A 21,216-nucleotide genomic window follows, 5' to 3' on the forward strand; every position below is an offset into this window, starting at 1 on the left:
TCCCTCCTACTAACGTCTTCTGAAACCTCTATATTCACGTTGATTAAGCTGTGCTTTTAATTGAGCCATTGTTTCAAGTGCTACACCGATAACGATCAGTAAACTTGTTCCACCAATACGTAGTGATTGAGGTAAGTTCATGAATGACGTTGCGATCAGCGGCAGTATTGAGATAGCTGCCAAGAACAACGAACCTACAAAAGTTAAGCGATACAGGACACGCGTGATATAGTCCTGAGTTGATTTACCAGGACGAATACCTGGTACATAACTGCCTTGCTTTCTTAAGTTCTCAGCCATCTGTTCAGGATTAACCTGTACAAATGCGTAGAAGTAAGAGAAAGCAATAATCAGTAATACATAGATGACCATGCCAACTCCATGCGTTGGATCTGCATAAGTGGCAATGTTCTGTGCCCATTCCTGTTTAGGAAAGAACAGTGTCAGTGTCTTCGGTAACATGAAGAATGCCATAGCGAAGATAACTGGAATGACCCCAGCTGCATTAACCTTCATAGGAAGGAATGTCGCTTGAGGTGCTAGACGATTGCCTGTTTGACGTTTAGCATATTGAATCGGAATTTTTCGTACTGCCTGCAGTACGAACACCGCACCCGCTGTTAATAAAATCATACCTACAAGTAAGCCAATTGCTTTCAGGAATGCCATTGTTGTATCATCGGCACCAACGAAACTCTGTTGATAAAACTGTCCAAGTGCTGTAGGAATCGCAGATAAAATACCAGCGAAGATCAGCATGGATATACCATTACCTACTCCGTATACGGTGATCTGTTCACCTAACCACACTAAGAATGCAGTTCCTGCTGTTAAAACAAGCGCAATCAACAAGAAGTTCCAGATTGATGTATTATCGATTAACTGGCCTCCAAGCATATTGTTAAAGCTATAACTCATTCCCAGACCTTGAATGAAAGCAAGGATGATAGTGAAGTAACGTGTCACTTGTGTGATTTTCTTACGTCCTACTTCTCCTTGTTTTGACCATTCAGTCAGTTTGGGTACAACATCCATCTGCAGCAGCTGCATGACGATTGATGCTGTGATATAAGGCATTATCCCCATTGCAAGAATAGAGAAGTTCTTCAGTGCGCCCCCACCGAATGTGTTGAATAAATCAGTCACACCGGTATTCGCCTGAGTTTCAAACGCTTCGGGGTTCACACCTGGAACCGGAATATAAGTTCCGATTTTAAAGATTAATAACATTGCGAGTGTAAACAATATCTTGCTACGAACTTCTTTAGTTGTAAAGAAATTCTTGAGTGTCTCAAACATTAGATCACCTCGTGAGTTCCGCCCTTACTTTCAATTGCTTCAATTGCTGAAGCTGAGAATTTATGAGCTTTTACTGTAAGCTTTTTAGATAGTTCACCGTTACCAAGAATTTTGATTCCTGATTTTTCGTTACTGACCACACCAGTTTCAAGTAATAAAGCTGGCGTTACTTCAGTACCTTCTTCGAAACGATCTAATTCGCTTACGTTAACGATAGCATATTCTTTACGGTTAATGTTAGTAAAACCACGTTTAGGAAGACGACGGAATAATGGTAATTGACCACCTTCGAAGCCTAATCTTACGCCACCGCCTGAACGAGAGTTCTGACCACCATGTCCACGTCCACTTGTTTTACCGTTACCTGAAGCCATACCACGGCCGACACGGTTACGTTCTTTACGAGCACCTTCAACAGGTTTCATCTCATGTAATTTCATTACGGCACCTCCTTAATTGATAATCTTAATTATACTTCTTTAACTGTCACTAAGTGACTTACTTTATTGATTTGCCCACGAATCGCAGGGTTGTCATCAACTTCAACTGTCTGATGCATTTTTTTGAGACCTAAAGCAGCAACAGTCTTACGTTGTGTTTCAGGACGACCGATGATACTACGAGTGAGGGAAATTTGTAATTTAGCCATTTGTATGCCCTCCTTAATTTAATAGTTCTTCGACTGTTTTACCACGTAATTGTGCTACTTCTTCAGCCACTTTAAGTTCTTTTAATCCTTCAACTGTCGCGCGAACCATGTTGATTGGTGTGTTTGAACCTAATGATTTAGATAAGATATCAGTGATACCTGCAAGTTCAAGTACGGCACGAACTGGTCCACCAGCGATAACACCTGTACCAGGTGCAGCAGGTTTAATTAATACGCTACCCGCACCGAAACGACCTGTTACTTGGTGAGGTGTAGTACCTTCAACACGAGGAACAGTGATTAAGTTTTTCTTTGCATCTTCGATCGCTTTTTTGATTGCTTCTGGTACTTCTTGTGCTTTACCAGTACCGAAACCAACGCGGCCTTTTTTATCTCCAACGACTACAAGTGCAGTGAAACGCATACGACGTCCACCCTTAACTACTTTAGAAACACGGTTAATTGTAACTACGCGTTCTTCAAATTCTTTTACTTCTCTTTCACGACGCATTAAGTATACCTCCTTTTATTAAAATTGAAGTCCGTTTTCACGAGCTGCTTCAGCGAGCGCTTGAACACGTCCGTGGTATAAGTAACCTCCGCGGTCGAACACGACTGCTGTGATTCCTTTTTCTACGGCTGCTTTAGCGACTGCTTCGCCCACTTTTTTAGCTGCTTCTACATTTGATCCTGCATCTAATCCTAATGTTTGAGTAGATGCTTGTGCAATCGTAACGCCTTGTGCGTCATCAATTACTTGAGCATAGATATGTTTATTAGAACGGTATACGTTTAAACGTGGACGTTCAGTTGTACCAGCTAATTTGCTACGTACACGAGCATGTCTTTTTAAACGTACTTTGTTCTTATCGATTTTAGCGATCATTTAAATACTCCTTTCTTAAGTTAATTACTTACCAGTTTTACCTTCTTTACGACGAACATATTCGCCTTCGTAACGGATACCTTTACCTTTGTAAGGTTCTGGTGGACGAGTAGCACGAATTGTTGAAGCAATCGCACCTACGCGCTCTTTTGAGATACCTTCAACTTTAACGCTTGTGTTTTTCTCAACAGATAATGTGATACCGTCTTCTGCAACGATTTCAACTGGGTGAGAGTAACCAACGTTAAGAATTAAGTTTTTGCCTTGCATTTGAGCACGGTAACCAACCCCGATTAACTCAAGTTTCTTTTCAAATCCTTTAGCAACACCTTCAACCATGTTTGCGAGTAACGCACGAGTAGTACCATGAATTGTTTTGTGTGCTTTAGACTCAGAAGGACGCACTACTTCTAAAGTGTTCTCTTCTAAGTTGAATGTCATATCTTCGTTAAATGTTCTTGTTAATTCACCTTTAGGACCCTTAACTGTTACTGTGTGTCCATCGATCTTGATTTCTACACCAGCAGGGATGTCAATAATTTTCTTACCAACACGACTCATCTGTCGGCACCTCCTTCTTTAATTAATTCTTACCAGATGTAAGCTAATACTTCTCCACCGATGTTACGTTGACGCGCTTCTTTATCAGTTAAAACACCTTCAGAAGTTGAAACTAATGCGATACCTAAACCATTTAATACTTTAGGAAGCTCATCAGCTTTTGCGTATACACGTAAACCAGGTTTAGAGATACGTTTTAAACCAGTGATAACACGCTCGTTGTTAGAACCATATTTAAGAAACATACGGATAACACCTTGCTTATCATCTTCGATATATTCTACGCTTTTCACGAAACCTTCTTTTTTAAGGATTTCAGCGATTTCTTTTTTAATGTTTGATGCAGGGAACTCTAATTTCTCGTGACGAACCATGTTAGCGTTACGCACGCGAGTTAGCATATCTGCGATTGGATCTGACATTGTCATTAAAATATCCTCCTTTCAACTCTTTAATTTTACCAGCTTGCTTTTTTAACGCCAGGAATCTGGCCTTTGTAAGCTAATTCACGGAAACAAATACGGCAAAGTTTAAATTTACGGATAACTGAATGTGGACGTCCGCAACGCTCACATCGTGTATAACCTTGAACTTTGAATTTAGGTTCACGTTGTTGTTTAACGATCATTGATTTTTTAGCCATTAAGTTTTAGCCTCCTATTAGATTAGAGATTACTTTTGAAATGGCATACCGAATTGAGTTAACAATTCACGAGCTTCCTCGTCAGTGTTAGCCGTTGTAACGATAACGATATCCATTCCTCGTACTTTACTTACTTTATCATAGTCAATTTCAGGGAAAATTAATTGTTCTTTCACACCTAGTGTGTAGTTACCACGGCCATCAAACGCTTTGTTTGAGATACCACGGAAGTCACGTACACGAGGTAATGATACGTTAACTAATTTGTCGAAGAATTCGTACATTCTTTCGCCACGTAATGTTACTTTAGCACCGATCGGCATACCTTCACGTAAACGGAAAGTCGCGATAGATTTTTTAGCTTTAGTAACCATTGGTTTTTGACCAGTGATTGCTTGAAGTTCTTCAACTGCAGTATCTAATACTTTAGAGTTTTGAACAGCATCACCGATACCCATATTCACAACGATTTTATCGATTTTTGGTACTTCCATTACTGATGAGTAGTTAAACTTTTTCATCAATTCAGGTGTAATTTCATTATTGAACTTTTCTTTTAAACGAGTCAAAGTGAGAACCTCCTTCCAAGATTATTAAATGATTTCTCCAGACTTCTTCGCAACACGAACTTTTTTACCGTCTTCTACTTTGTAGCCGACACGTGTTGGTTTGTTCGTTTTAGGATCCAGTAACATTACGTTAGAAACGTGAATCGCAGCTTCGCGCTCTTCGATTCCGCCTTCTGGATTCATTTGTGTTGGTTTTTGGTGTTTTTTGATGATGTTAACACCTTCAACTACAACGCGATCTTTTTTAGGAAGTGCTTCAATTACAGTTCCTGTTTTACCTTTATCTTTACCTGTGATAACGATAACTTTGTCGCCTTTTTTCACATGCATGTCGGGACACCTCCTCTTTCTCTATATTATTATAATACTTCAGGTGCTAATGATACGATTTTCATGAAGTTGCCGTCACGTAATTCACGAGCAACTGGTCCGAAGATACGAGTTCCACGAGGACCTTTATCATCACGGATGATAACACATGCGTTTTCGTCAAATTTGATGTAAGAACCGTCGTTACGACGAACACCAGATTTAGTACGAACGATAACAGCTTTAACAACGTCACCTTTTTTAACAACGCCACCTGGTGTAGCATTTTTAACGGTACATACAATAACGTCACCAATGTTAGCTGTTTTACGGCCAGATCCGCCTAATACTTTAATAGTTAATACTTCACGAGCACCAGAGTTATCGGCTACTTTTAAGCGTGATTCCTGTTGGATCATTCTGAGTGACCTCCTTTATCTATTAATAATTAAATGATTACTGATTCTTCAACTACTTCGACTAAACGGAAGCGTTTTGTAGCTGATAAAGGACGTGTTTCCATAATTCTTACGATATCGCCCATTTTCGCTGAGTTGTTTTCATCATGTGCTTTATATTTTTTTGTATACTTGATACGTTTGCCATATAAAGAATGAGTTTTATAAGTTTCAACTGATACTGTGATTGTTTTATCCATTTTGTCAGATACAACTTTACCAGTGTAAACTTTACGATTATTTCTTTCGCTCACTAGAGTGTCCTCCTCTTTTCAATTATTTTTGTTCAGTTTTTTGTTGTTCAATTTCTCTTGCACGTACAACAGTTTTCATTCGTGCGATTGATTTCTTAACTTCACGAATACGTGCTGTATTTTCAAGTTGACCTGTTGCTAACTGAAAGCGTAGGTTGAAAAGTTCCTCTTTAAGCGCTTTTACTTTTGATTCAATTTCAGAAGTGGTTAAATCTCTAATTTCCTTAGCTTTCATTTGTGTCACCACCCAATTCTTCACGTTTTACAAACTTAGTTTTCACTGGAAGTTTGTGAGATGCTAAACGTAATGCTTCACGAGCTGTTTCTTCTGGAACCCCCGCGATTTCGAACATGATACGTCCAGGTTTAACTACTGCTACCCAGCCTTCAACGGCACCTTTACCAGAACCCATACGGACTTCTAAAGGTTTTTTAGTATATGGTGTATGTGGGAAGATTTTAATCCAAACTTTCCCGCCACGTTTCATATAACGAGTCATTGCGATACGAGCAGATTCGATTTGACGTGATGTGATCCAAGAAGCTGTAGTAGCTTGTAAACCATATTCACCAAATGTTACTTCATTTCCGCCTTTTGAACGACCAGTTGTCTTAGGTCTATGTTGACGACGGTATTTTACACGTTTCGGTAATAACATTATTATTTTCCTCCTTCACTAGACTTCTTAGTAGGAAGAACTTCTCCACGGTAGATCCATACTTTAACACCTAATTTACCATAAGTAGTGTCTGCTTCAGCATGTGCATAATCGATGTCAGCACGTAATGTATGAAGTGGAACAGTTCCTTCTGAATATTGCTCAGCACGTGCGATATCCGCACCACCTAAACGACCTGATACTTGAGTTTTGATACCTTTAGCTCCAAGTTTCATAGCGCGTTGGATTGCTTGTTTTTGTGTGCGTCGGAATGAAGCACGGTTTTCTAATTGACGAGCGATGTTTTCAGCAACAAGTGTTGCATCCATATCAACTTTCTTGATTTCAACAACGTTGATGTGTACACGTTTACCCGTTAAAGAGTTTAATGCATTACGTAATTTTTCGATTTCTGAACCGCCTTTACCGATAACCATACCTGGTTTACCAGTGTGGATAGCGATGTTTACGCGATTAGCTGCACGTTCGATTTCTACACGAGAAACAGAAGCGTCTTTTAAGTTTTCTGCGATATATTTACGAATTTTTAAGTCTTCGTGTAACAGAGTAGCGAAATCTTTTTCTGCATACCATTTCGCATCCCAGTCACGGATGATACCGACACGAAGTCCGATAGGATTAATTTTTTGACCCACTGTATTCCCTCCTTAATGAGATATTAATTATTTAGCTTCTTTATCTGCTACTACGAGAGTGATATGACTTGTACGTTTGTTGATCGCGCTCGCACGGCCTTGTGCACGTGGACGGAAACGTTTTAATGTCGGACCTTCGTTAGCATAAGCTTCTTTAACCACTAAACTGTCAATGTTCATGTCATAGTTGTGCTCAGCATTTGCTAAAGCTGACATTAATAATTTTTCAACCACTGGTGAAGATGCTTTGTTTGTCAATTTTAAGATGGCAATTGCTTCGCCAACTTCTTTACCTCGGATAAGATCTAAAACTAATCTCACTTTACGAGGTGCGATACGGATTGTTCTTGCTACCGCTTTTGCTTCCATGGTTTCTCCTCCTTAAATATGAAATTAGCGTCTAGTTTTCTTGTCGTCTGCACCGTGACCTTTGTAAGTACGTGTAGGTGCGAATTCGCCTAATTTATGTCCAACCATATCTTCAGTTACGAATACAGGTACGTGTTTACGTCCATCGTATACTGCGATTGTGTGGCCGATGAAGTTAGGGAAAATAGTAGAGCGACGAGACCAAGTTTTAATTACTGATTTTTTAGTGTTTGCTTCCATTGCTTCAACTTTTTTCATTAAGTGTTCATCAACGAAAGGTCCTTTTTTAAGACTACGAGCCATTGTGGCGCCTCCCTCTTATCCTGCTGTTTGCTGCGACTTATGCCGCAGCCAGCAAGTTGTTTTTATTATTTCTTACGTCCACGAACGATAAGTTTGTTAGAACGGTTTTTCTTCTTACGAGTTTTCTTACCAAGGGTTGGTTTACCCCATGGAGACATTGGAGATTTACGTCCGATTGGTGAACGTCCTTCACCACCACCGTGTGGGTGATCGTTAGGGTTCATTACAGAACCACGAACTGTTGGGCGTTTGCCTTTCCATCTTGAACGACCGGCTTTACCGATATTAATCAGTTCATGTTGTTCGTTACCTACTTGACCGATTGTAGCACGGCAAGTTGAAAGAATCATACGAACTTCACCTGATTTAAGACGGACAAGAACGTATTTACCTTCTTTACCAAGTACTTGAGCAGATGTACCAGCTGAACGTACTAACTGACCACCTTTACCTGGTTTTAACTCGATGTTGTGAATAACTGTACCCACTGGAATATTTTGAAGTGGTAATGCGTTACCTAATTTAATATCAGACTCTGGACCGTTGCTGATCATTTGACCTACAACTAAGCCTTTAGGAGCGATAATATAACGTTTTTCCCCATCAAGATAGTGGATTAATGCGATGTTCGCTGAACGGTTTGGATCGTACTCGATTGTAGCGACTTTACCTGGAACACCGTCTTTATTACGTTTGAAATCAATTACACGGTATTGACGTTTATGACCGCCACCTCTGTGACGAACTGTCAGTTTACCTTGGTTGTTACGACCCGCTTTTCTCGGAAGGGGCTCAAGTAATGACTTTTCAGGTGACGTTGACGTAATTTCAGCGAAATCTGAACCAGTCATATTACGACGACCATTTGTAATTGGCTTATAATGTTTAATTGCCATTGTCGTTTTACCTCCTTAATGGTAAATGGATTTTTTTAGTTGAAGAAATCAATTGTTCCTTCTTTTAATGTTACGATAGCTTTTCTTCTTTTATTTGTGTAACCAGTATAACGGCCTACACGTTTCTTTTTCGCTTTGTAGTTCATTACGTTCACTTTATCAACTTTCACGTCGAAGATTTCTTCGATAGCGATTTTGATCTGAGTTTTGTTAGCACGAGTATCTACATCGAATGTGTATTTATCGTCAGCCATCTGCTCAGATGAACGTTCAGTAATAACGGGGCGCTTAATGATATCGCGAGCTTCCATTAACCGAGCACCTCCTCTACTTTTTGAACTGCTGCTTGAGTCATTACTACTTGGTTTGCATGAACGATATCTAATACGTTCAGACCTGTTGCAGTTACGACTGTCACACCAGGGATGTTACGTGCTGATAAGAATACGTTAATATCTTCAGCGTCAATAACGAATAACACTTTTCTTGGTAACTCAAGTGTTGCTGTCATTGATTTGAATTCTCTTGTTTTTGGTGCATTGAATGTTAATGCATCAAGCACTGTGAATTCGTTGTCTCTTACTTTAGCTGATAATGCTGAACGAAGTGCTAAACGACGCATCTTCTTAGGCATTTTGTAAGAGTAGCTTCTTGGTGTTGGTCCGAATACGATACCACCACCACGCCATTGTGGCGCACGGATTGTACCTTGACGGGCACGTCCTGTTCCTTTTTGTTTCCAAGGTTTACGACCACCACCGCGTACTGCTGAACGGTTTTTCACTGCGTGAGTCCCTTGACGAAGTGAAGCACGTTGAAGATTGATTGCTTCGAATAATACATGTTGATTAGGTTCGATACCGAACACGTTATCGTTCAATTCGATTGAACCTGCTTTAGATCCATCTACTTTTAATACATCATAATTAGCCATTATGCTTATGTCCTCCTTTCAGCTATTATTTATTGCCTTTTTTAATTGAAGTCTGGATTTTAACTAATCCTTTTTTCGGTCCTGGTACATTACCTTTTACTAAGATAACGTTGTTTTCAACATCAACTTTAACGATTTCTAAGTTCTGCATAGTAACAGTATTACCGCCCATACGGCCTGGCAATGCTTTACCTTTGAATACTTTAGAAGCGTCAGATGCCATACCCATTGAACCTGGGCGTCTGTGGTAACGAGAACCGTGACTCATTGGTCCACGTGACTGTCCGTGGCGTTTGATAGCGCCTTGGAAACCTTTACCTTTTGAAGTTGCCGTCACGTCAACGATGTCACCAGTCTGGAACGCATCCACAGTGACTTCTTGACCTACTTCGTATTCAGAAGCATCTACGTTTCTGAATTCACGAATGAAGCGCTTAGGCGCTGTGCCTGCTTTTTTAGCATGGCCTTCAGCTGGCTTAGTTGCATATTTATTAGACTTGCGGTCTTTTTTGTATGCTTGTTTGTCTTCAAAACCGATTTGAACTGATGAGTAACCATCAACTTCTTCAGTTTTTTTCTGTAATACTACGTTTTGTGCTGCTTCTACTACAGTTACTGGAATTAACTCACCGTTTTCAGCGAATACTTGAGTCATTCCCACTTTTCTTCCTAAGATTCCTTTGGTCATCGAAAGTCGCACCTCCTACTTTAAATTATAATTTGATTTCGATGTCTACGCCTGATGGTAAGTTTAAGCCCATAAGAGCATCAACTGTTTTAGGTGTAGGGTTAACAATGTCGATAAGACGTTTGTGCGTACGTTGCTCAAATTGTTCACGTGAGTCTTTGTATTTATGCACGGCACGAATGATTGTGTAAACTGTTTTTTCAGTTGGTAACGGAATCGGACCAGATACTTCAGCACCTGAACGTTTTGCCGTTTCTACAATCTTCTCAGCTGATTGATCGATCACACGGTGATCATACGCTTTCAAACGAATACGAATTTTTTGTTTTGCCATTACTTTACCTCCTCTAAATGTCGTCTATTTTGGTTTGATAGACTTCTCCACGAAAATTGTCTCACACATCGCCATGGCAAAGCGGCCGGGTGTGTCAGTAACCTCTCGCTTCATCGCTTTTAAAAGTCCAACAGTAGATATAATACAGGACTTTGCCGTAAAAATCAACACTTTACACAATAATTGTTGAATTTATTTTCAAACCGTATTTTTATATTCTACCTATTAAAGATAGGGTGTGCAAGTCATAGTGCTTAAAGTCTAAAGACTAACATGATATAATTGAAGTATCTTCCATTAAGGAGGACTTTTTATTAGAAGATAGAAGAATGACAAGGAGGTTTCATATGAAGAATTCATTTCGTATCTTATTATTAGTACTCGGCATCATCGCTTTATTGCGTGAAGTCTTTCTAGGCATACCCGGTTTAGGTGGTACCTATATATTATCACTCGGCTGGGCACCTCTTGGTACGAGTATCTTACTTTTCGGCATAATGGCAATTATCATGTTCGCAGACCGCTATGGCCGCTCTAAAGAGCTGCTATGGGTTCCTGTAATGGGCATCGTATTCAGTTTACTCGCATTCATTCCTGTCATCGGCATGCTGCTGCACTGGATCATGACCTTCGTACTCGTTTACTTCATCATCCGTCTGATGAGTATGCCAGCTCAATATGGTAACACACGTGTGTATTACGGTGGCGATACAGATAAAACAGTTAATAGAAGATAATAAAAAAAAGCACGGCTCATGAGCCATGCTTTTTTTAGTGTTTAACGACCGCAAAGTAGACGACGAAAACGACAAACAACACATACATAATCGGATGAATCTCTTTACGTCTGCCTGCCATAATCATAGTGACTGGATAGAAGATGAAGCCACATGCAATCCCTGTTGCGATTGAATATGTCAGCGGCATCATAATCATCGTCAGAAAGGCCGGCACTGCTATTTCAAATCGATTCCATTCAATCTGATTCAGACTTGAAACCATGAGCACACCTACGATAACGAGCGCTGGTGCTGTTACTGCTGAAGTCACAACGGACATAAGTGGCGAGAAGAAGAGTGCAAGCGCGAAACACATAGCTGTCACTACACTGGCAAAACCTGTACGTGCGCCGACTGCTACACCCGCAGATGATTCAATATAAGATGTCGTCGTCGATGTACCGAAAACAGCACCTGTCATCGTTGCAAGTGAATCAGCAAATAATGCACGGCCTGCACGTGGCAGTTTGTTATCCTTAACGAATCCTGCCTGGTTTGCAACCGCAACTAAAGTACCTGCCGTATCAAAGAAATCAATGAATAAGAACGTTAAAACAACGACAAAGAAATGCCATGTGAAGAGTTGTCCCGGATTCGCAAATGCTTCAAATGCTTTTCCGAATGTTGGTTCCACACTTGGAATCTGACCGACAATCTGTTTAGGTGGATCAATAAGTCCGAATACCATACCGATGATTGCAGTCAGTATCATTCCAATAAAAATACTGCCCGGCACTTTACGCGCCATCAGAATAACAGTAAGCAGAATCCCTGCTACCGCAAGTAAAACATGCGGGTCATGAATATTCCCCATCGTCACAAGCGTCTCTGGATTCGCTGCAATAATACCTGAACCCTTTAATCCTACAAAAGTAATAAAGAGACCAATACCTGCTGATACTGCAAGCTTCAATTCAAATGGTATCGCATTAATAATCGTCTCACGCAAGCCACTCATCGTCAGGAGGGCAAATATCACACCGGAGAATAGGACACCTGTCAGACCAATCTGCCACGGAATACCATATGTCAGAACAACAGTGAAGGCGAAGAAAGCATTCAGCCCCATACCTGGCGCAAGTGCGATTGGATAGTTTGCAATCAGACCCATAAATAAACAGCCGACAATTGATGCGAGTATAGTGGCTACAAATACAGCACCCGCATCCATTCGCATCGACTCAGGTATACCCTCTACCCCTTTGAGTGATAACATCGCTGGATTGACCGCCAGTATATAGGCCATAGAAAGGAATGTCGTCAGACCTCCCAGAATCTCTCGTTTGTAATTAGTGCCGAGTTCGTCAAACTTGAAATAATTTCTCATACGTTCTCCCTTAACTTTATTAAATACTTGTATATTCTATTATGTGCCATATAAAAAAGCAATGTAAAATTCGAACATTATCAGATTAAAATGTTTTATTATTCGTAAAAAAGCCGGGAGCGTCTATCCCGGCTTTCGTCTTGCTCTATAGTTTCAACCCTTTTAAGGCATCCGCAAATGGATTATTAATGGGTTCTTCTTTTTGTGTATATTTCTTCAATTCCTGGCGCGACACTTTGCCAGTCTTCTTAGAACTGAAGCGTTTATCCATCTGTTCCTGCGTTTCATGGAAGCCGCAGACACAGCTGTACATCGCTTTTGGTCCTTTACCATGTAGTGTCAGTTTCTTCTTACAGTTTGGACAGCGCGCATTGGTCTTACGCTGTACGTTTTTCTTCGTCTTACAAGTTGGATCCTGACAGACCAGCATTTTCGCATTCTTCGTCTTAATCTCGAGCATGAATTTGCCGCATGCCGGACATTCTGTCGACGTTAAGTTATCGTGCTTAAATTTGTCTTCACTATCCTTAATACCTTGGATGAGCTTCTCAGTAAAAGCACGCATTTCATTGATGAAGGCTTTACGCTGATATTTACCACGCTCAATCAGTGTCAGTTTGTGCTCCCAGTCTGCTGTCAGTGCCGGCGACTTCAATTCTTCTGGTGCAAGTTCCAGCAGCTGTTTACCTTTATTGGTTACGCGAAGCTTACCACCATGTGATTCAATAGCATTCAAATTGTAGAGCTTCTCGATAATATCCGCTCGTGTTGCAACTGTACCGATACCGCCTGTTTCTTTCAATGTTGAACGACTTTCCTTATCCAGCTTGAAGATGGCAGCTGGATTTTCCATCGCTTTAAGAAGCGTTCCTTCATTAAAATAAGGAGGTGGTGTCGTTTCACCCTGTGTTTTAGAGAGTTTAGCTGATAGCACATCACCTTTATTGAAAGCGGGTGCCGTTTTTTCAGTTAACTGTTCATATAAAGCCTTAAAGCCGAGTTCAAGTGGTCTTTCATGTTTAGCTGTAAACTCTGTTTGTCCTATTTTTACTTTAACAGTCTGAAGTTCATAGCGATAAGGTTTGAGCAATACACTCAGGAAACGTTCAGCGATGAGCTCATAAATATGACGCTCACGTAATGTCAGATCATCCAGCCGTGCCTTCACTTCTGTCGGTACAATCGCATGGTGATCTGACACTTTCGTATCATCGATGAAATGTTTACTTCCTTTAATTGGTGTCTTGATCAAATCTACTACGACAGGTCTATATTGTGTTGCACTCAGTGAAGCCACTCGGTCTCTCAATGTCGGTATCATATCTTCCGTTAAATAGTTTGCATCTGTTCGTGGATAAGTCACAAGTTTATGACTTTCGTATAAATTCTGCATCGTGCTTAATGTTTCTTTAGCAGAATATTGATAGCGTTTATAGGCTTCCTGCTGTAATGAGGTTAAGTCATAGAGCTGATCAGGATATTTCTTTTTTTCCTGACGTTCTACACTGATAACGGTCGCGGTTTGTCCAGACAAGTCTTTGAGCATGTTATCGACTTGTGCTTCATCAAATATTTGATTAGGTCCATTGAAGCGTGTGCCATTGATAACCGCTTCAAGTCCGTAATATTGTCGTGCCTTGAACTGATTGATTTCGTCCTGACGCATCTTGACCATCTGCAAGGTCGGTGTCTGTACACGACCAGTTGATAGCTGAGCATCGTATTTTGTTGTCAAAGCACGTGTTGCATTAATTCCGACAATCCAGTCCGCTTCACTACGAGCAAGTGCCGCATCGTATAGACCCTGATACTGTCTACCGTCTTTTAGTTTATTAAATCCATCTTTAATGGCCTTATCTGTAACGGAGCTGATCCAGAGACGTTTGACGGGTTTATCCCCCTTACACTTCTCAAGAATGAGACGTGCCACCAGTTCCCCTTCTCGCCCGGCATCCGTTGCTATGATAACTTCACTCACATCGCTGCGTTCTATCTGATTCTTCACTGTATTGAACTGCTTACGTGTCTTGCTGATGACAACTGTCTTCATATATTTAGGTAGAATCGGCAGTTCGTTCAATCCCCATGTTTTATACTTAACGTCATATTGTTCAGGATCTGCATTCGTCACTAAATGTCCTAGCGCCCATGTTACGATATAACGATTGTTTTCCATATAGCCTTCTTTTTTCTGATTACAGCCGAGTACACGTGCAATATCACGTGCAACAGACGGTTTCTCAGCAAGTACGACTGATTTCATCGTATCACTCCTTCTCGTCAAGTCATTGCATCATTATAGCATTTTTTCAGTTGAGTTCGTACTTTAAGTGCTGTATGCTATGTTGAAATAAGGAGGAATAGCCATGTTAATGCCCAGACATATTCACGCTCTTGCCTGTTCTGATTTTGATGAAACTTACTTCGCCCACGACCGAAGCAACGCAGAAGATGTAGCAGCTCTCACCCAGTTCCTCAGCACACAGACTGACTTGCTCTTCGGCATTGTATCAGCCAGTACGCTTGATATGATAACGAGCTGCCTTGATGAGATGCAGATGGAATATCCTCATTTTATCTCTTCTAATTCAGGCACCGAACTCTACTACTATAAAGAGGGTGAACTTATCTATGATCAGTCTTATGAAGAGGTATTATTAGAGCAAGGATTCAGTAAAACAACCATTATAGAAACGGTGGAACAGTTGGAACAAGAAGGTATTCATCTTGAACTCCAAGCTTTGTTTGTCAATGCCCCTTTCTCACGTAACTACTATTATTATGAAACAGAGGCTGAGCAGGACAAGCTGCATTTAGAACGTATCCGTAACATTGCCACTCAACACGGCTTAATCGTTAACATCAGCAAATGTAATCCGCTGATCGGTGATCCAGCGAATGCTTATGATGTAGATTTCTTCCCTCAGAGGGCTGGCAAAGATGCGATCGTTCGTTACCTCATTCAAAAATATGATATTGATTTTGAACAGACTTATGCATTCGGCGACAGCGGAAATGATATTAAAATGTTGAAGGCAGTAAAACATGGGTATTTAGTAAGTAATGCGACAGCGGAAGCCAAGTCTCTGTATCCTCACCATGCATCTCATCCTTACAATAAAGGTATACTCTCTATTCTGCAGAAAAGGACTGTCTGATATGAATCGTAATCAAATTGCTCACTTCATCCATACACTCAACCAGCAGCCTGAACATAGAGTCGGCTATTTACCTCGTTCACTTAGTGCAATCGAAGCACTGCTGAATCAGATGAGTGATGGCGACTTTATCATAAGAGAATCATCAGATGGCACTGCTTTCCTCAGTCTAATTAAAAATGAATCAACCGCTCATGTTATCGGTCCATTAACAACTCATCCCGACTTAAAGCAGATACAGGGAATGTGGACAGAATTAACTGAGCGACACCCTGAAATCAGTAGCTATGAGTTCTATATAGATAACCGCCATCAATTTGGACAGCAGGCGATGAAAGCTCTCAAAACACAATATTTAGGCACGCAGTACACGATGACAGCAGATGCTTTATCTGAGAAAATTGATACAAGACAAGTTATTCAATATCAGCCCATCTATAAGAAGAGCTTCTGTGAGTTACTTAAAAATCTCTATATCGATGCATCCGAGAAGAAAAGATTGATTCTCGATTCTCTAGATGACAATCACGAACTTTTTATTCTGCTCAGTGAAGGTATCGTCAAAGGATATGTCATTCTGGAAGTTAATCCACAGAACATCTGTTATATCGATCATGTCGAAACACATAAACATTATCGCCAGCAGGGTATCGGCCATAAACTGGTAGCTCATGCAGCCACTCATGCTTTTGATGTCCATCAGGCTACTCAAATTAAGCTCATCGTTGAAGATAAACGTAAAAAGTCTATCCAGTTCTATGAAAAAGCGGGATTTAAAAAGACAGACGAAATGCACCATTTTAAATATACAGTGCATTGATTCAGATCTAGTAGGTCTGAATCTTTTTTTGTGGTGTTTCACAATGGAACAGCAGGGAATGAGGAGACAAACAGTTAATGTAAAGGAGTTTTTTATGGATATTTTAATTGCATTACTACCTGCCCTGCTGTGGGGTAGTGTTGTACTCATCAACGTTAAGGTCGGTGGCTCTCCGTATGAGCAAATTATGGGGACAGTTATCGGGGCATTTCTTATCGGTGTCGGCACTTATATGTTTGTCCAACCCGAAATGAGCTGGAAGATTCTCATCGTCGGTGTTATATCAGGTGCATTCTGGGCACTCGGGCAAGGGAATCAGCTTAAAAGTGTCGATATGATCGGTGTCTCACGCACCATGCCTATCTCAACAGGGATGCAGTTAGTCGGAACGACATTGATTTCTGTTATCTTCTTCAATGAATGGAAATCGACTACTGCTGTCGTACTTGGTATCAGTGCACTCGTATTACTCGTTGCAGGTGTGCTTCTTACTTCACTGAAAGGTGATAAGGACAAAGAAGAAGGTAAGAAAAATTCGTATGCCAAGGCCATTCCGATTTTAATCATTTCTAGTATCGGGTATATTACATATGTGGTTATCGGACAGTTCTTCGGCGTTGAAGGCTGGGATGCATTATTCCCACAATCTATCGGTATGGTAATCGGTGGTCTATTACTCAGCTTCAAACATCGCCTAGGTCAGAAGGCAGTACTTAAAAACATCTTCCCAGGTATTGTCTGGGCACTTGGTAATATGGCGATGTTCTACTCACAACCTCGTGTAGGTGTCGCAACAAGTTTCTCATTTTCACAGATGTTAGTCGTTGTATCTACACTCGGCGGAATTTTCTTACTTAGAGAAAAGAAAACAAAAAAACAATATATCGGTATTGCAATTGGTATCGTTCTGATTATTGCAGCCGCATTTTTACTAGGTTATGCCAAACAATAAGAAGAATTATTAAGGAGGAATTTTAAATGTATCCAGATTTAAAAGATAAAATCGTTGTTATTACAGGTGCATCAAGCGGAATCGGAAAAGCGATGGCTGAAGAGTTTGGTAAACAAGGCGCAAAAGTAGTCGTTAACTATCGCTCAAGCGAAGAAGAAGCAAATGAAGTCGCTCAAACAGTTAAGGAAAATGGCGGAGAAGCAGTCGTCCAACAAGGTGACGTCTCAAAAGAAGAAGATGTTATCGCACTCATTCAGACAGCGATTGACACATACGGCAGCTTAGATATCATGATCAACAACGCCGGAACTGAAAAAGCAACTCCAACAACAGAAATGTCAGCAGAAGAATTCAACCACGTTATGAATATCAATTTAACAGGCGCATTCGTCGGTAGCCGTGAAGCAGCTAAATATTTCATCGACAATGACATCAAAGGTAACATTATTAATATTTCAAGTGTACATGATGTTATCCCTTGGCCAAACTTCGTTAACTATGCAGCAAGTAAAGGCGGCATGAAACTGATGATGGAAACAATGAGTATGGAATTCGGACCAAAAGGTATCCGTGTTAATAACATCTCACCAGGTGCCATCATGTCTGCACACACAAGAGAGAAATTCACAGATCCAGAAACACGTGCGGAAACTGAAAAAATGATTCCAATGGGTGTCATCGGTGAAGCTCGACAAGTCGCAACAGTCGCAACATTCCTTGCAAGTGAAAATGCAAGCTATATCACAGGTGAAACAATTTACGTTGATGGTGGTATGACGAAATATCCAGCCTTTATGGGTGGTAAAGGTTAGAAACCGAAAAAAAACTCGCTGATTATCAGCGAGTTTTTTTAGTTTAGTCAAATCTCCTCTTTCATTAAGTGACGTGTGGAAAGATAATAGATTACGTTTTGTACTAGTGCTAAACCAAGGACTACAAGCATAACATTGAGCTTAGTGAAATAATTATTAGGAATCAAAAAGAATATACATACCAACACAGGTAATGCCAGTGAGTAAAAGGCATAAACTTTTCTCAATCCCTCGTGTGTGATGTATGACATGCCTTCATCATTTTCATTCAGTTCTGGCGGATAGACTGACATTAAATTAATACGTGAAGACTCGCGTTTGGCTTTTCTAGTGGCAATCGTCCATAAGATAATCGTCACCACGCTGATAAGAATCCCCAGTATAAATAACAGCACCATCCAACCTTCAATAACGATTTCAAAACCATATTCTTCACTGCTTAAATAATGATTAAATGCACTGAAGAGCGGGATCGTTATCAGTGATAAACCTAAAATAGCAGCTACATTCCACAGGGGATATTGCATTCTGTAATCATTTTCATTCATAATCTTTCTCCTCCAGTTCAAATAAATCTTCCACTTTACAATTGAATACTTGACAGATTTTAAGGACAAGGACAATCGACGGTGCAAATGTCCCTTTTTCAATAAAGCCGATAGTCTGTCGTGTAACGCCTACTTTATCTGCTAATTCTGTCTGTGAGAATCCATCACGCGCACGATATAATTTTAAATTCGATTTCATTCCTTCAGCTCCTACCTTAAATGTATAGTATTCTTAACATTATGTAAAGTTTTTCTAACATTTAATATAAAAATCGTCACCTTAGCTTACTAGCTAAGGTGATATCTGATTGGTATGATAGAGATATTATAACGATGAGGTGTTTACATGAATGATTTTATCAAATTACCGAGACTACTATCTATTATTGCCTTTATCATCATGTCTCTAGTGCTTCTTACAGCGATGGCGCTCTACTTCATGATTAATCTTACTTTCTTTCAGGATTTTCTCATTACACAGACAGACAATCTTGCTGTAACCACCCAGGCATTAAAGGATGTACTTCTTCCGTTCAGTATCATTATAGCTGTGCCTTGGTTTCTCAACTTACTCGGCATTCTCTATCTCAAGCGCCACATACTCGCCAGCGCCATCATGCTGATTGTTTCAGGTCTTATGATGCTCTATACCATCATTCTGCCTCTACTTCTTGTCACTGCTGGTACTATGCTGATCATTCGTTACAGACATTATACGAAGAATGAAAAGTATCAGACTCCTTATCAGTAGGAAGTGTCCAGCACTTCCTCCGGCACCCAGCCGACTACTCCATTCCGTTTAATTAGTGCATAGCCTGTATACTTCCCAACTAGCTTTACTTCTTCTCCTACTGTCACATCCATAAAGTAATCCGTATAATCATCTTTTAAACGATGATAGTCTTCTTCCGTCTTTATCCACTCTGTTTTCACCATTAGTTGAGTTTTACTTGAAAGGTGCTCTGCAAATGTAAAATATTCATCGCCTTCAAAGACTTCAATGGCATAGTCAGGGAATGTGAATGTATGGGGTTCCTGGTAGCTCACTTCAAAATCCTGTATCACCATCACAGTTGGATGATGGTCAACAGAAGCTGTATTGAGCGTTCCATCCGCTTCAATGATCAGTGCATTCAGTTGGCCTGTCTCCTTAACTTGATTACCACCATCAATTGCAATTATTCTACGCTCTTCATTTATTTTAACCGCATGACTATAGAGACCTTCCTCCACAAAATTCGCTGCAGGATAATGTCCCACAACGACTGTTTTTGCACATGAATGAGTCTGCTCATAGAATTCAGGCATGGTCAGTGCTACTTCTTTCGGTGTTTCGAGATAATCTGCTTCGATACCTGCGTGAACAAAAATATAGTCCTCAGTCTCAATAGCTACTGGACGTTGTCTGAACCACTGCTGATAGTCCCCATATTGATTGAGCACTGCCTGTGCGAAATCTTTTTGCGTCCTGTAATCGTCAAGCATGGTCCCTGTCTGTTTGAGAAATTCATGAGCGACTGTATGTCTGTAATTCATATAAGTATACAGCCACTCTTCTTCCAGCTCATCGAAGAAGCGGTCACAGTTCCCTGCTATCACATAAACATTTTCTAATTCTGACAGCTGCCGTATATACCGCATTGTCCCTAAGCTATCGGGTCCTTTATCTAAAATATCACCGTTAATAATGAGTATATCCTGCTCTGTCCACGCCACTTCTTCCAGCAGCTCCTTAAAAAGTGTCAGTTCGCCGTGTATATCAGAGATAACAATCGTTCTCTTATTTCGGATGTTAAACTGCACTAATTGATCTCTTAGTTTCATCGTATCACCTCTTTCAGCTGTGCATCTGCTGCTGTCACTAATGCGTCAGGTGCAAGTTTCATTTGAGTGCCACGCTGTCCAGCACTGACGATAATAAATTCAAGTACATCTGCTGACTGATCGATATAAGTTGGCAACTTCTTCTTCATACCAACAGGAGAACAGCCACCTCGAATATAGCCGGTTTTAGGCTGCAGTTCTTTCAGAGGTAGCATCTCAAGCTTCTTGACACCTGCTGCTTGCGCCGCTTTTTTCATATCAAGTTCAGCTGATACTGGGATGACAAAAACAAATAAATCCGATCCTGCATGTGTCACAAGTGTCTTATAGACAGTTACCGCATCCTCACCTATCTGTTCTGCCACACTGATACCGTCTGATATATCCTCACTATTATAATGAATAATCTCGTAATTTATTTTCAGTTGGTCTAATTTACGAATCGCATTTGTTTTTATTTTCTTGGTCATTTCAAGTCACCTCATTTAAGTCTTCTTCATTATAGCTTATAATAGATATACACTAGAAT

34 protein-coding genes are annotated in these 21,216 nt (G+C 40.4%); 6 read left to right on the forward strand and 28 right to left on the reverse strand.

Going from position 1 to position 21,216, the window contains the following annotated elements; translation table 11 throughout:
- Nucleotides 1–9: 9 nt before the first annotated feature.
- The 22 genes from secY to rpsJ form a co-directional block, all read right to left on the reverse strand.
- On the reverse strand, nt 10–1,299 hold the full coding sequence (gene secY, locus ERX37_RS06355; RefSeq protein WP_133429841.1) for a preprotein translocase subunit SecY: 1,290 nt from the start codon (nt 1,297–1,299) through the stop codon (nt 10–12).
- Entirely contained in the window at nt 1,299–1,739 is a 441-nt protein-coding gene (gene rplO, locus ERX37_RS06360; RefSeq protein WP_133429842.1) for a 50S ribosomal protein L15, read from the reverse strand. The genes secY and rplO overlap by 1 nt, the downstream gene beginning before the upstream one ends.
- A 29-nt stretch (nt 1,740–1,768) precedes the next feature.
- The gene (gene rpmD, locus ERX37_RS06365; RefSeq protein ID WP_133417851.1) at nt 1,769–1,948 is read right to left on the reverse strand and encodes a 50S ribosomal protein L30; all 180 of its coding nucleotides are present in this window, start codon (nt 1,946–1,948) and stop codon (nt 1,769–1,771) included.
- Nucleotides 1,949–1,961: 13 nt separating this feature from the next.
- Nucleotides 1,962–2,459: a 30S ribosomal protein S5 gene (gene rpsE, locus ERX37_RS06370; RefSeq protein WP_133429843.1), complete on the reverse strand. Its 498-nt coding sequence runs from the start codon at nt 2,457–2,459 to the stop codon at nt 1,962–1,964.
- Between the two features lie 18 nt (nt 2,460–2,477).
- A complete protein-coding gene (gene rplR / locus ERX37_RS06375; protein ID WP_133429844.1) occupies nt 2,478–2,834 on the reverse strand; it encodes a 50S ribosomal protein L18 in 357 nt (118 codons plus the stop codon).
- A 24-nt stretch (nt 2,835–2,858) separates the two neighbouring features.
- Nucleotides 2,859–3,395 (reverse strand): 50S ribosomal protein L6, encoded by a 537-nt coding sequence (gene rplF / locus ERX37_RS06380; RefSeq protein ID WP_133429845.1) that lies wholly within the window; start codon nt 3,393–3,395, stop codon nt 2,859–2,861.
- A gap of 29 nt (nt 3,396–3,424) precedes the next feature.
- A complete protein-coding gene (gene rpsH / locus ERX37_RS06385) occupies nt 3,425–3,823 on the reverse strand; it encodes a 30S ribosomal protein S8 (RefSeq protein WP_133429846.1) in 399 nt (132 codons plus the stop codon).
- A gap of 29 nt (nt 3,824–3,852) precedes the next feature.
- On the reverse strand, nt 3,853–4,038 hold the full coding sequence (gene rpsN / locus ERX37_RS06390; protein WP_133429847.1) for a 30S ribosomal protein S14: 186 nt from the start codon (nt 4,036–4,038) through the stop codon (nt 3,853–3,855).
- A gap of 29 nt (nt 4,039–4,067) precedes the next feature.
- The gene (gene rplE / locus ERX37_RS06395; protein WP_133429848.1) at nt 4,068–4,607 is read right to left on the reverse strand and encodes a 50S ribosomal protein L5; all 540 of its coding nucleotides are present in this window, start codon (nt 4,605–4,607) and stop codon (nt 4,068–4,070) included.
- Between the two features lie 24 nt (nt 4,608–4,631).
- The gene (rplX, locus tag ERX37_RS06400; RefSeq protein WP_133429849.1) at nt 4,632–4,937 is read right to left on the reverse strand and encodes a 50S ribosomal protein L24; all 306 of its coding nucleotides are present in this window, start codon (nt 4,935–4,937) and stop codon (nt 4,632–4,634) included.
- A gap of 29 nt (nt 4,938–4,966) precedes the next feature.
- A complete protein-coding gene (gene rplN, locus ERX37_RS06405; RefSeq protein WP_133429850.1) occupies nt 4,967–5,335 on the reverse strand; it encodes a 50S ribosomal protein L14 in 369 nt (122 codons plus the stop codon).
- Between the two features lie 29 nt (nt 5,336–5,364).
- Nucleotides 5,365–5,628 carry a 30S ribosomal protein S17 gene (gene rpsQ, locus ERX37_RS06410; RefSeq protein WP_133429851.1) on the reverse strand — a complete coding sequence of 88 codons (264 nt, stop codon included), beginning with the start codon at nt 5,626–5,628 and terminating at the stop codon, nt 5,365–5,367.
- A 22-nt stretch (nt 5,629–5,650) separates the two neighbouring features.
- Complete coding sequence (gene rpmC, locus ERX37_RS06415) at nt 5,651–5,863, reverse strand: 50S ribosomal protein L29 (protein ID WP_133417843.1); 213 nt, start codon at nt 5,861–5,863, stop codon at nt 5,651–5,653.
- A complete protein-coding gene (gene rplP / locus ERX37_RS06420; RefSeq protein ID WP_133429852.1) occupies nt 5,853–6,287 on the reverse strand; it encodes a 50S ribosomal protein L16 in 435 nt (144 codons plus the stop codon). Before rplP ends, rpmC begins: the two co-directional genes overlap by 11 nt.
- A gap of 2 nt (nt 6,288–6,289) precedes the next feature.
- On the reverse strand, nt 6,290–6,943 hold the full coding sequence (gene rpsC, locus ERX37_RS06425) for a 30S ribosomal protein S3 (RefSeq protein ID WP_133429853.1): 654 nt from the start codon (nt 6,941–6,943) through the stop codon (nt 6,290–6,292).
- Nucleotides 6,944–6,970: 27 nt separating this feature from the next.
- Complete coding sequence (gene rplV / locus ERX37_RS06430) at nt 6,971–7,312, reverse strand: 50S ribosomal protein L22 (RefSeq protein WP_133429854.1); 342 nt, start codon at nt 7,310–7,312, stop codon at nt 6,971–6,973.
- 24 nt (nt 7,313–7,336) lie between these two features.
- Nucleotides 7,337–7,615: a 30S ribosomal protein S19 gene (rpsS, locus tag ERX37_RS06435; RefSeq protein ID WP_133429855.1), complete on the reverse strand. Its 279-nt coding sequence runs from the start codon at nt 7,613–7,615 to the stop codon at nt 7,337–7,339.
- Between the two features lie 65 nt (nt 7,616–7,680).
- On the reverse strand, nt 7,681–8,511 hold the full coding sequence (rplB, locus tag ERX37_RS06440; protein ID WP_133429856.1) for a 50S ribosomal protein L2: 831 nt from the start codon (nt 8,509–8,511) through the stop codon (nt 7,681–7,683).
- A 35-nt stretch (nt 8,512–8,546) separates the two neighbouring features.
- Nucleotides 8,547–8,822: a 50S ribosomal protein L23 gene (rplW, locus tag ERX37_RS06445; protein WP_133429857.1), complete on the reverse strand. Its 276-nt coding sequence runs from the start codon at nt 8,820–8,822 to the stop codon at nt 8,547–8,549.
- Nucleotides 8,822–9,445: a 50S ribosomal protein L4 gene (rplD, locus tag ERX37_RS06450; RefSeq protein ID WP_133429858.1), complete on the reverse strand. Its 624-nt coding sequence runs from the start codon at nt 9,443–9,445 to the stop codon at nt 8,822–8,824. Before rplD ends, rplW begins: the two co-directional genes overlap by 1 nt.
- A 25-nt stretch (nt 9,446–9,470) precedes the next feature.
- On the reverse strand, nt 9,471–10,133 hold the full coding sequence (gene rplC, locus ERX37_RS06455) for a 50S ribosomal protein L3 (protein ID WP_133417835.1): 663 nt from the start codon (nt 10,131–10,133) through the stop codon (nt 9,471–9,473).
- Nucleotides 10,134–10,158: 25 nt separating this feature from the next.
- Complete coding sequence (gene rpsJ / locus ERX37_RS06460) at nt 10,159–10,467, reverse strand: 30S ribosomal protein S10 (RefSeq protein WP_096077503.1); 309 nt, start codon at nt 10,465–10,467, stop codon at nt 10,159–10,161.
- A gap of 347 nt (nt 10,468–10,814) precedes the next feature.
- Here rpsJ and ERX37_RS06465 point away from each other — a divergent pair, with 347 nt between their 5' ends.
- Nucleotides 10,815–11,204 carry a hypothetical protein gene (locus ERX37_RS06465; protein ID WP_133429859.1) on the forward strand — a complete coding sequence of 130 codons (390 nt, stop codon included), beginning with the start codon at nt 10,815–10,817 and terminating at the stop codon, nt 11,202–11,204.
- 34 nt (nt 11,205–11,238) lie between these two features.
- Here ERX37_RS06465 and ERX37_RS06470 read toward each other — a convergent pair whose 3' ends face one another.
- Nucleotides 11,239–12,573 carry an NCS2 family permease gene (locus tag ERX37_RS06470; protein ID WP_133429860.1) on the reverse strand — a complete coding sequence of 445 codons (1,335 nt, stop codon included), beginning with the start codon at nt 12,571–12,573 and terminating at the stop codon, nt 11,239–11,241.
- 145 nt (nt 12,574–12,718) lie between these two features.
- Nucleotides 12,719–14,836 carry a DNA topoisomerase III gene (locus ERX37_RS06475; protein ID WP_133429861.1) on the reverse strand — a complete coding sequence of 706 codons (2,118 nt, stop codon included), beginning with the start codon at nt 14,834–14,836 and terminating at the stop codon, nt 12,719–12,721.
- A gap of 103 nt (nt 14,837–14,939) precedes the next feature.
- Between ERX37_RS06475 and ERX37_RS06480 the strand changes: the two genes are divergently transcribed.
- The 4 genes from ERX37_RS06480 to ERX37_RS06495 all read left to right on the forward strand — a co-directional run bounded on the left by ERX37_RS06480 (nt 14,940) and on the right by ERX37_RS06495 (nt 18,315).
- Nucleotides 14,940–15,731, forward strand: a complete 792-nt coding sequence (locus tag ERX37_RS06480) for an HAD-IIB family hydrolase (RefSeq protein ID WP_133429862.1) — start codon at nt 14,940–14,942, stop codon at nt 15,729–15,731.
- Between the two features lies 1 nt (nt 15,732).
- On the forward strand, nt 15,733–16,551 hold the full coding sequence (locus ERX37_RS06485; protein WP_165981989.1) for a GNAT family N-acetyltransferase: 819 nt from the start codon (nt 15,733–15,735) through the stop codon (nt 16,549–16,551).
- A 94-nt stretch (nt 16,552–16,645) separates the two neighbouring features.
- Entirely contained in the window at nt 16,646–17,503 is an 858-nt protein-coding gene (locus tag ERX37_RS06490) for a GRP family sugar transporter (RefSeq protein ID WP_133429864.1), read from the forward strand.
- Between the two features lie 26 nt (nt 17,504–17,529).
- Nucleotides 17,530–18,315 (forward strand): glucose 1-dehydrogenase, encoded by a 786-nt coding sequence (locus tag ERX37_RS06495; protein WP_133429865.1) that lies wholly within the window; start codon nt 17,530–17,532, stop codon nt 18,313–18,315.
- A 47-nt stretch (nt 18,316–18,362) separates the two neighbouring features.
- On the opposite strand, the gene ERX37_RS06500 is transcribed toward ERX37_RS06495, so the two are convergent.
- Together ERX37_RS06500 and ERX37_RS06505 are read right to left on the reverse strand one after the other, a co-directional pair.
- On the reverse strand, nt 18,363–18,863 hold the full coding sequence (locus ERX37_RS06500) for a hypothetical protein (protein ID WP_133429866.1): 501 nt from the start codon (nt 18,861–18,863) through the stop codon (nt 18,363–18,365).
- Entirely contained in the window at nt 18,856–19,062 is a 207-nt protein-coding gene (locus ERX37_RS06505; protein WP_133429867.1) for a helix-turn-helix transcriptional regulator, read from the reverse strand. The genes ERX37_RS06500 and ERX37_RS06505 overlap by 8 nt, the downstream gene beginning before the upstream one ends.
- A 147-nt stretch (nt 19,063–19,209) precedes the next feature.
- Between ERX37_RS06505 and ERX37_RS06510 the strand changes: the two genes are divergently transcribed.
- Nucleotides 19,210–19,614, forward strand: a complete 405-nt coding sequence (locus tag ERX37_RS06510; protein WP_133429868.1) for a hypothetical protein — start codon at nt 19,210–19,212, stop codon at nt 19,612–19,614.
- Here ERX37_RS06510 and ERX37_RS06515 read toward each other — a convergent pair.
- Together ERX37_RS06515 and ybaK are read right to left on the reverse strand one after the other, a co-directional pair.
- Complete coding sequence (locus ERX37_RS06515) at nt 19,608–20,687, reverse strand: metallophosphoesterase (RefSeq protein WP_133429869.1); 1,080 nt, start codon at nt 20,685–20,687, stop codon at nt 19,608–19,610. The two genes, ERX37_RS06510 and ERX37_RS06515, sit on opposite strands and share 7 nt — an antisense overlap.
- On the reverse strand, nt 20,684–21,157 hold the full coding sequence (gene ybaK, locus ERX37_RS06520; RefSeq protein WP_133429870.1) for a Cys-tRNA(Pro) deacylase: 474 nt from the start codon (nt 21,155–21,157) through the stop codon (nt 20,684–20,686). Before ybaK ends, ERX37_RS06515 begins: the two co-directional genes overlap by 4 nt.
- Between the last annotated feature and the right edge of the window lie 59 nt (nt 21,158–21,216).

The organism is Macrococcus hajekii (genome assembly GCF_004359505.1).
Lineage (GTDB): Bacteria > Bacillota > Bacilli > Staphylococcales > Staphylococcaceae > Macrococcus > Macrococcus hajekii.

Excerpts from the sequence above, each read along its gene's own strand:
- secY (WP_133429841.1), bottom strand. The coding sequence starts at position 1,299 with ATGTTTGAGACACTCAAGAATTTCTTTACAACTAAAGAAGTTCGTAGC.
- rplO (WP_133429842.1), bottom strand. The coding sequence starts at position 1,739 with ATGAAATTACATGAGATGAAACCTGTTGAAGGTGCTCGTAAAGAACGT.
- rpmD (WP_133417851.1), bottom strand. The coding sequence starts at position 1,948 with ATGGCTAAATTACAAATTTCCCTCACTCGTAGTATCATCGGTCGTCCT.
- rpsE (WP_133429843.1), bottom strand. The coding sequence starts at position 2,459 with ATGCGTCGTGAAAGAGAAGTAAAAGAATTTGAAGAACGCGTAGTTACA.
- rplR (WP_133429844.1), bottom strand. The coding sequence starts at position 2,834 with ATGATCGCTAAAATCGATAAGAACAAAGTACGTTTAAAAAGACATGCT.
- rplF (WP_133429845.1), bottom strand. The coding sequence starts at position 3,395 with ATGAGTCGTGTTGGTAAGAAAATTATTGACATCCCTGCTGGTGTAGAA.
- rpsH (WP_133429846.1), bottom strand. The coding sequence starts at position 3,823 with ATGACAATGTCAGATCCAATCGCAGATATGCTAACTCGCGTGCGTAAC.
- rpsN (WP_133429847.1), bottom strand. The coding sequence starts at position 4,038 with ATGGCTAAAAAATCAATGATCGTTAAACAACAACGTGAACCTAAATTC.
- rplX (WP_133429849.1), bottom strand. The coding sequence starts at position 4,937 with ATGCATGTGAAAAAAGGCGACAAAGTTATCGTTATCACAGGTAAAGAT.
- rplN (WP_133429850.1), bottom strand. The coding sequence starts at position 5,335 with ATGATCCAACAGGAATCACGCTTAAAAGTAGCCGATAACTCTGGTGCT.
- rpmC (WP_133417843.1), bottom strand. The coding sequence starts at position 5,863 with ATGAAAGCTAAGGAAATTAGAGATTTAACCACTTCTGAAATTGAATCA.
- rplP (WP_133429852.1), bottom strand. The coding sequence starts at position 6,287 with ATGTTATTACCGAAACGTGTAAAATACCGTCGTCAACATAGACCTAAG.
- rplV (WP_133429854.1), bottom strand. The coding sequence starts at position 7,312 with ATGGAAGCAAAAGCGGTAGCAAGAACAATCCGTATCGCACCTCGTAAA.
- rpsS (WP_133429855.1), bottom strand. The coding sequence starts at position 7,615 with ATGGCTCGTAGTCTTAAAAAAGGACCTTTCGTTGATGAACACTTAATG.
- rplB (WP_133429856.1), bottom strand. The coding sequence starts at position 8,511 with ATGGCAATTAAACATTATAAGCCAATTACAAATGGTCGTCGTAATATG.
- rplW (WP_133429857.1), bottom strand. The coding sequence starts at position 8,822 with ATGGAAGCTCGCGATATCATTAAGCGCCCCGTTATTACTGAACGTTCA.
- rplD (WP_133429858.1), bottom strand. The coding sequence starts at position 9,445 with ATGGCTAATTATGATGTATTAAAAGTAGATGGATCTAAAGCAGGTTCA.
- rplC (WP_133417835.1), bottom strand. The coding sequence starts at position 10,133 with ATGACCAAAGGAATCTTAGGAAGAAAAGTGGGAATGACTCAAGTATTC.
- rpsJ (WP_096077503.1), bottom strand. The coding sequence starts at position 10,467 with ATGGCAAAACAAAAAATTCGTATTCGTTTGAAAGCGTATGATCACCGT.
- ERX37_RS06465 (WP_133429859.1), top strand. The coding sequence starts at position 10,815 with ATGAAGAATTCATTTCGTATCTTATTATTAGTACTCGGCATCATCGCT.
- ERX37_RS06470 (WP_133429860.1), bottom strand. The coding sequence starts at position 12,573 with ATGAGAAATTATTTCAAGTTTGACGAACTCGGCACTAATTACAAACGA.
- ERX37_RS06475 (WP_133429861.1), bottom strand. The coding sequence starts at position 14,836 with ATGAAATCAGTCGTACTTGCTGAGAAACCGTCTGTTGCACGTGATATT.
- ERX37_RS06480 (WP_133429862.1), top strand. The coding sequence starts at position 14,940 with ATGTTAATGCCCAGACATATTCACGCTCTTGCCTGTTCTGATTTTGAT.
- ERX37_RS06485 (WP_165981989.1), top strand. The coding sequence starts at position 15,733 with ATGAATCGTAATCAAATTGCTCACTTCATCCATACACTCAACCAGCAG.
- ERX37_RS06490 (WP_133429864.1), top strand. The coding sequence starts at position 16,646 with ATGGATATTTTAATTGCATTACTACCTGCCCTGCTGTGGGGTAGTGTT.
- ERX37_RS06495 (WP_133429865.1), top strand. The coding sequence starts at position 17,530 with ATGTATCCAGATTTAAAAGATAAAATCGTTGTTATTACAGGTGCATCA.
- ERX37_RS06500 (WP_133429866.1), bottom strand. The coding sequence starts at position 18,863 with ATGAATGAAAATGATTACAGAATGCAATATCCCCTGTGGAATGTAGCT.
- ERX37_RS06505 (WP_133429867.1), bottom strand. The coding sequence starts at position 19,062 with ATGAAATCGAATTTAAAATTATATCGTGCGCGTGATGGATTCTCACAG.
- ERX37_RS06510 (WP_133429868.1), top strand. The coding sequence starts at position 19,210 with ATGAATGATTTTATCAAATTACCGAGACTACTATCTATTATTGCCTTT.
- ERX37_RS06515 (WP_133429869.1), bottom strand. The coding sequence starts at position 20,687 with ATGAAACTAAGAGATCAATTAGTGCAGTTTAACATCCGAAATAAGAGA.
- ybaK (WP_133429870.1), bottom strand. The coding sequence starts at position 21,157 with ATGACCAAGAAAATAAAAACAAATGCGATTCGTAAATTAGACCAACTG.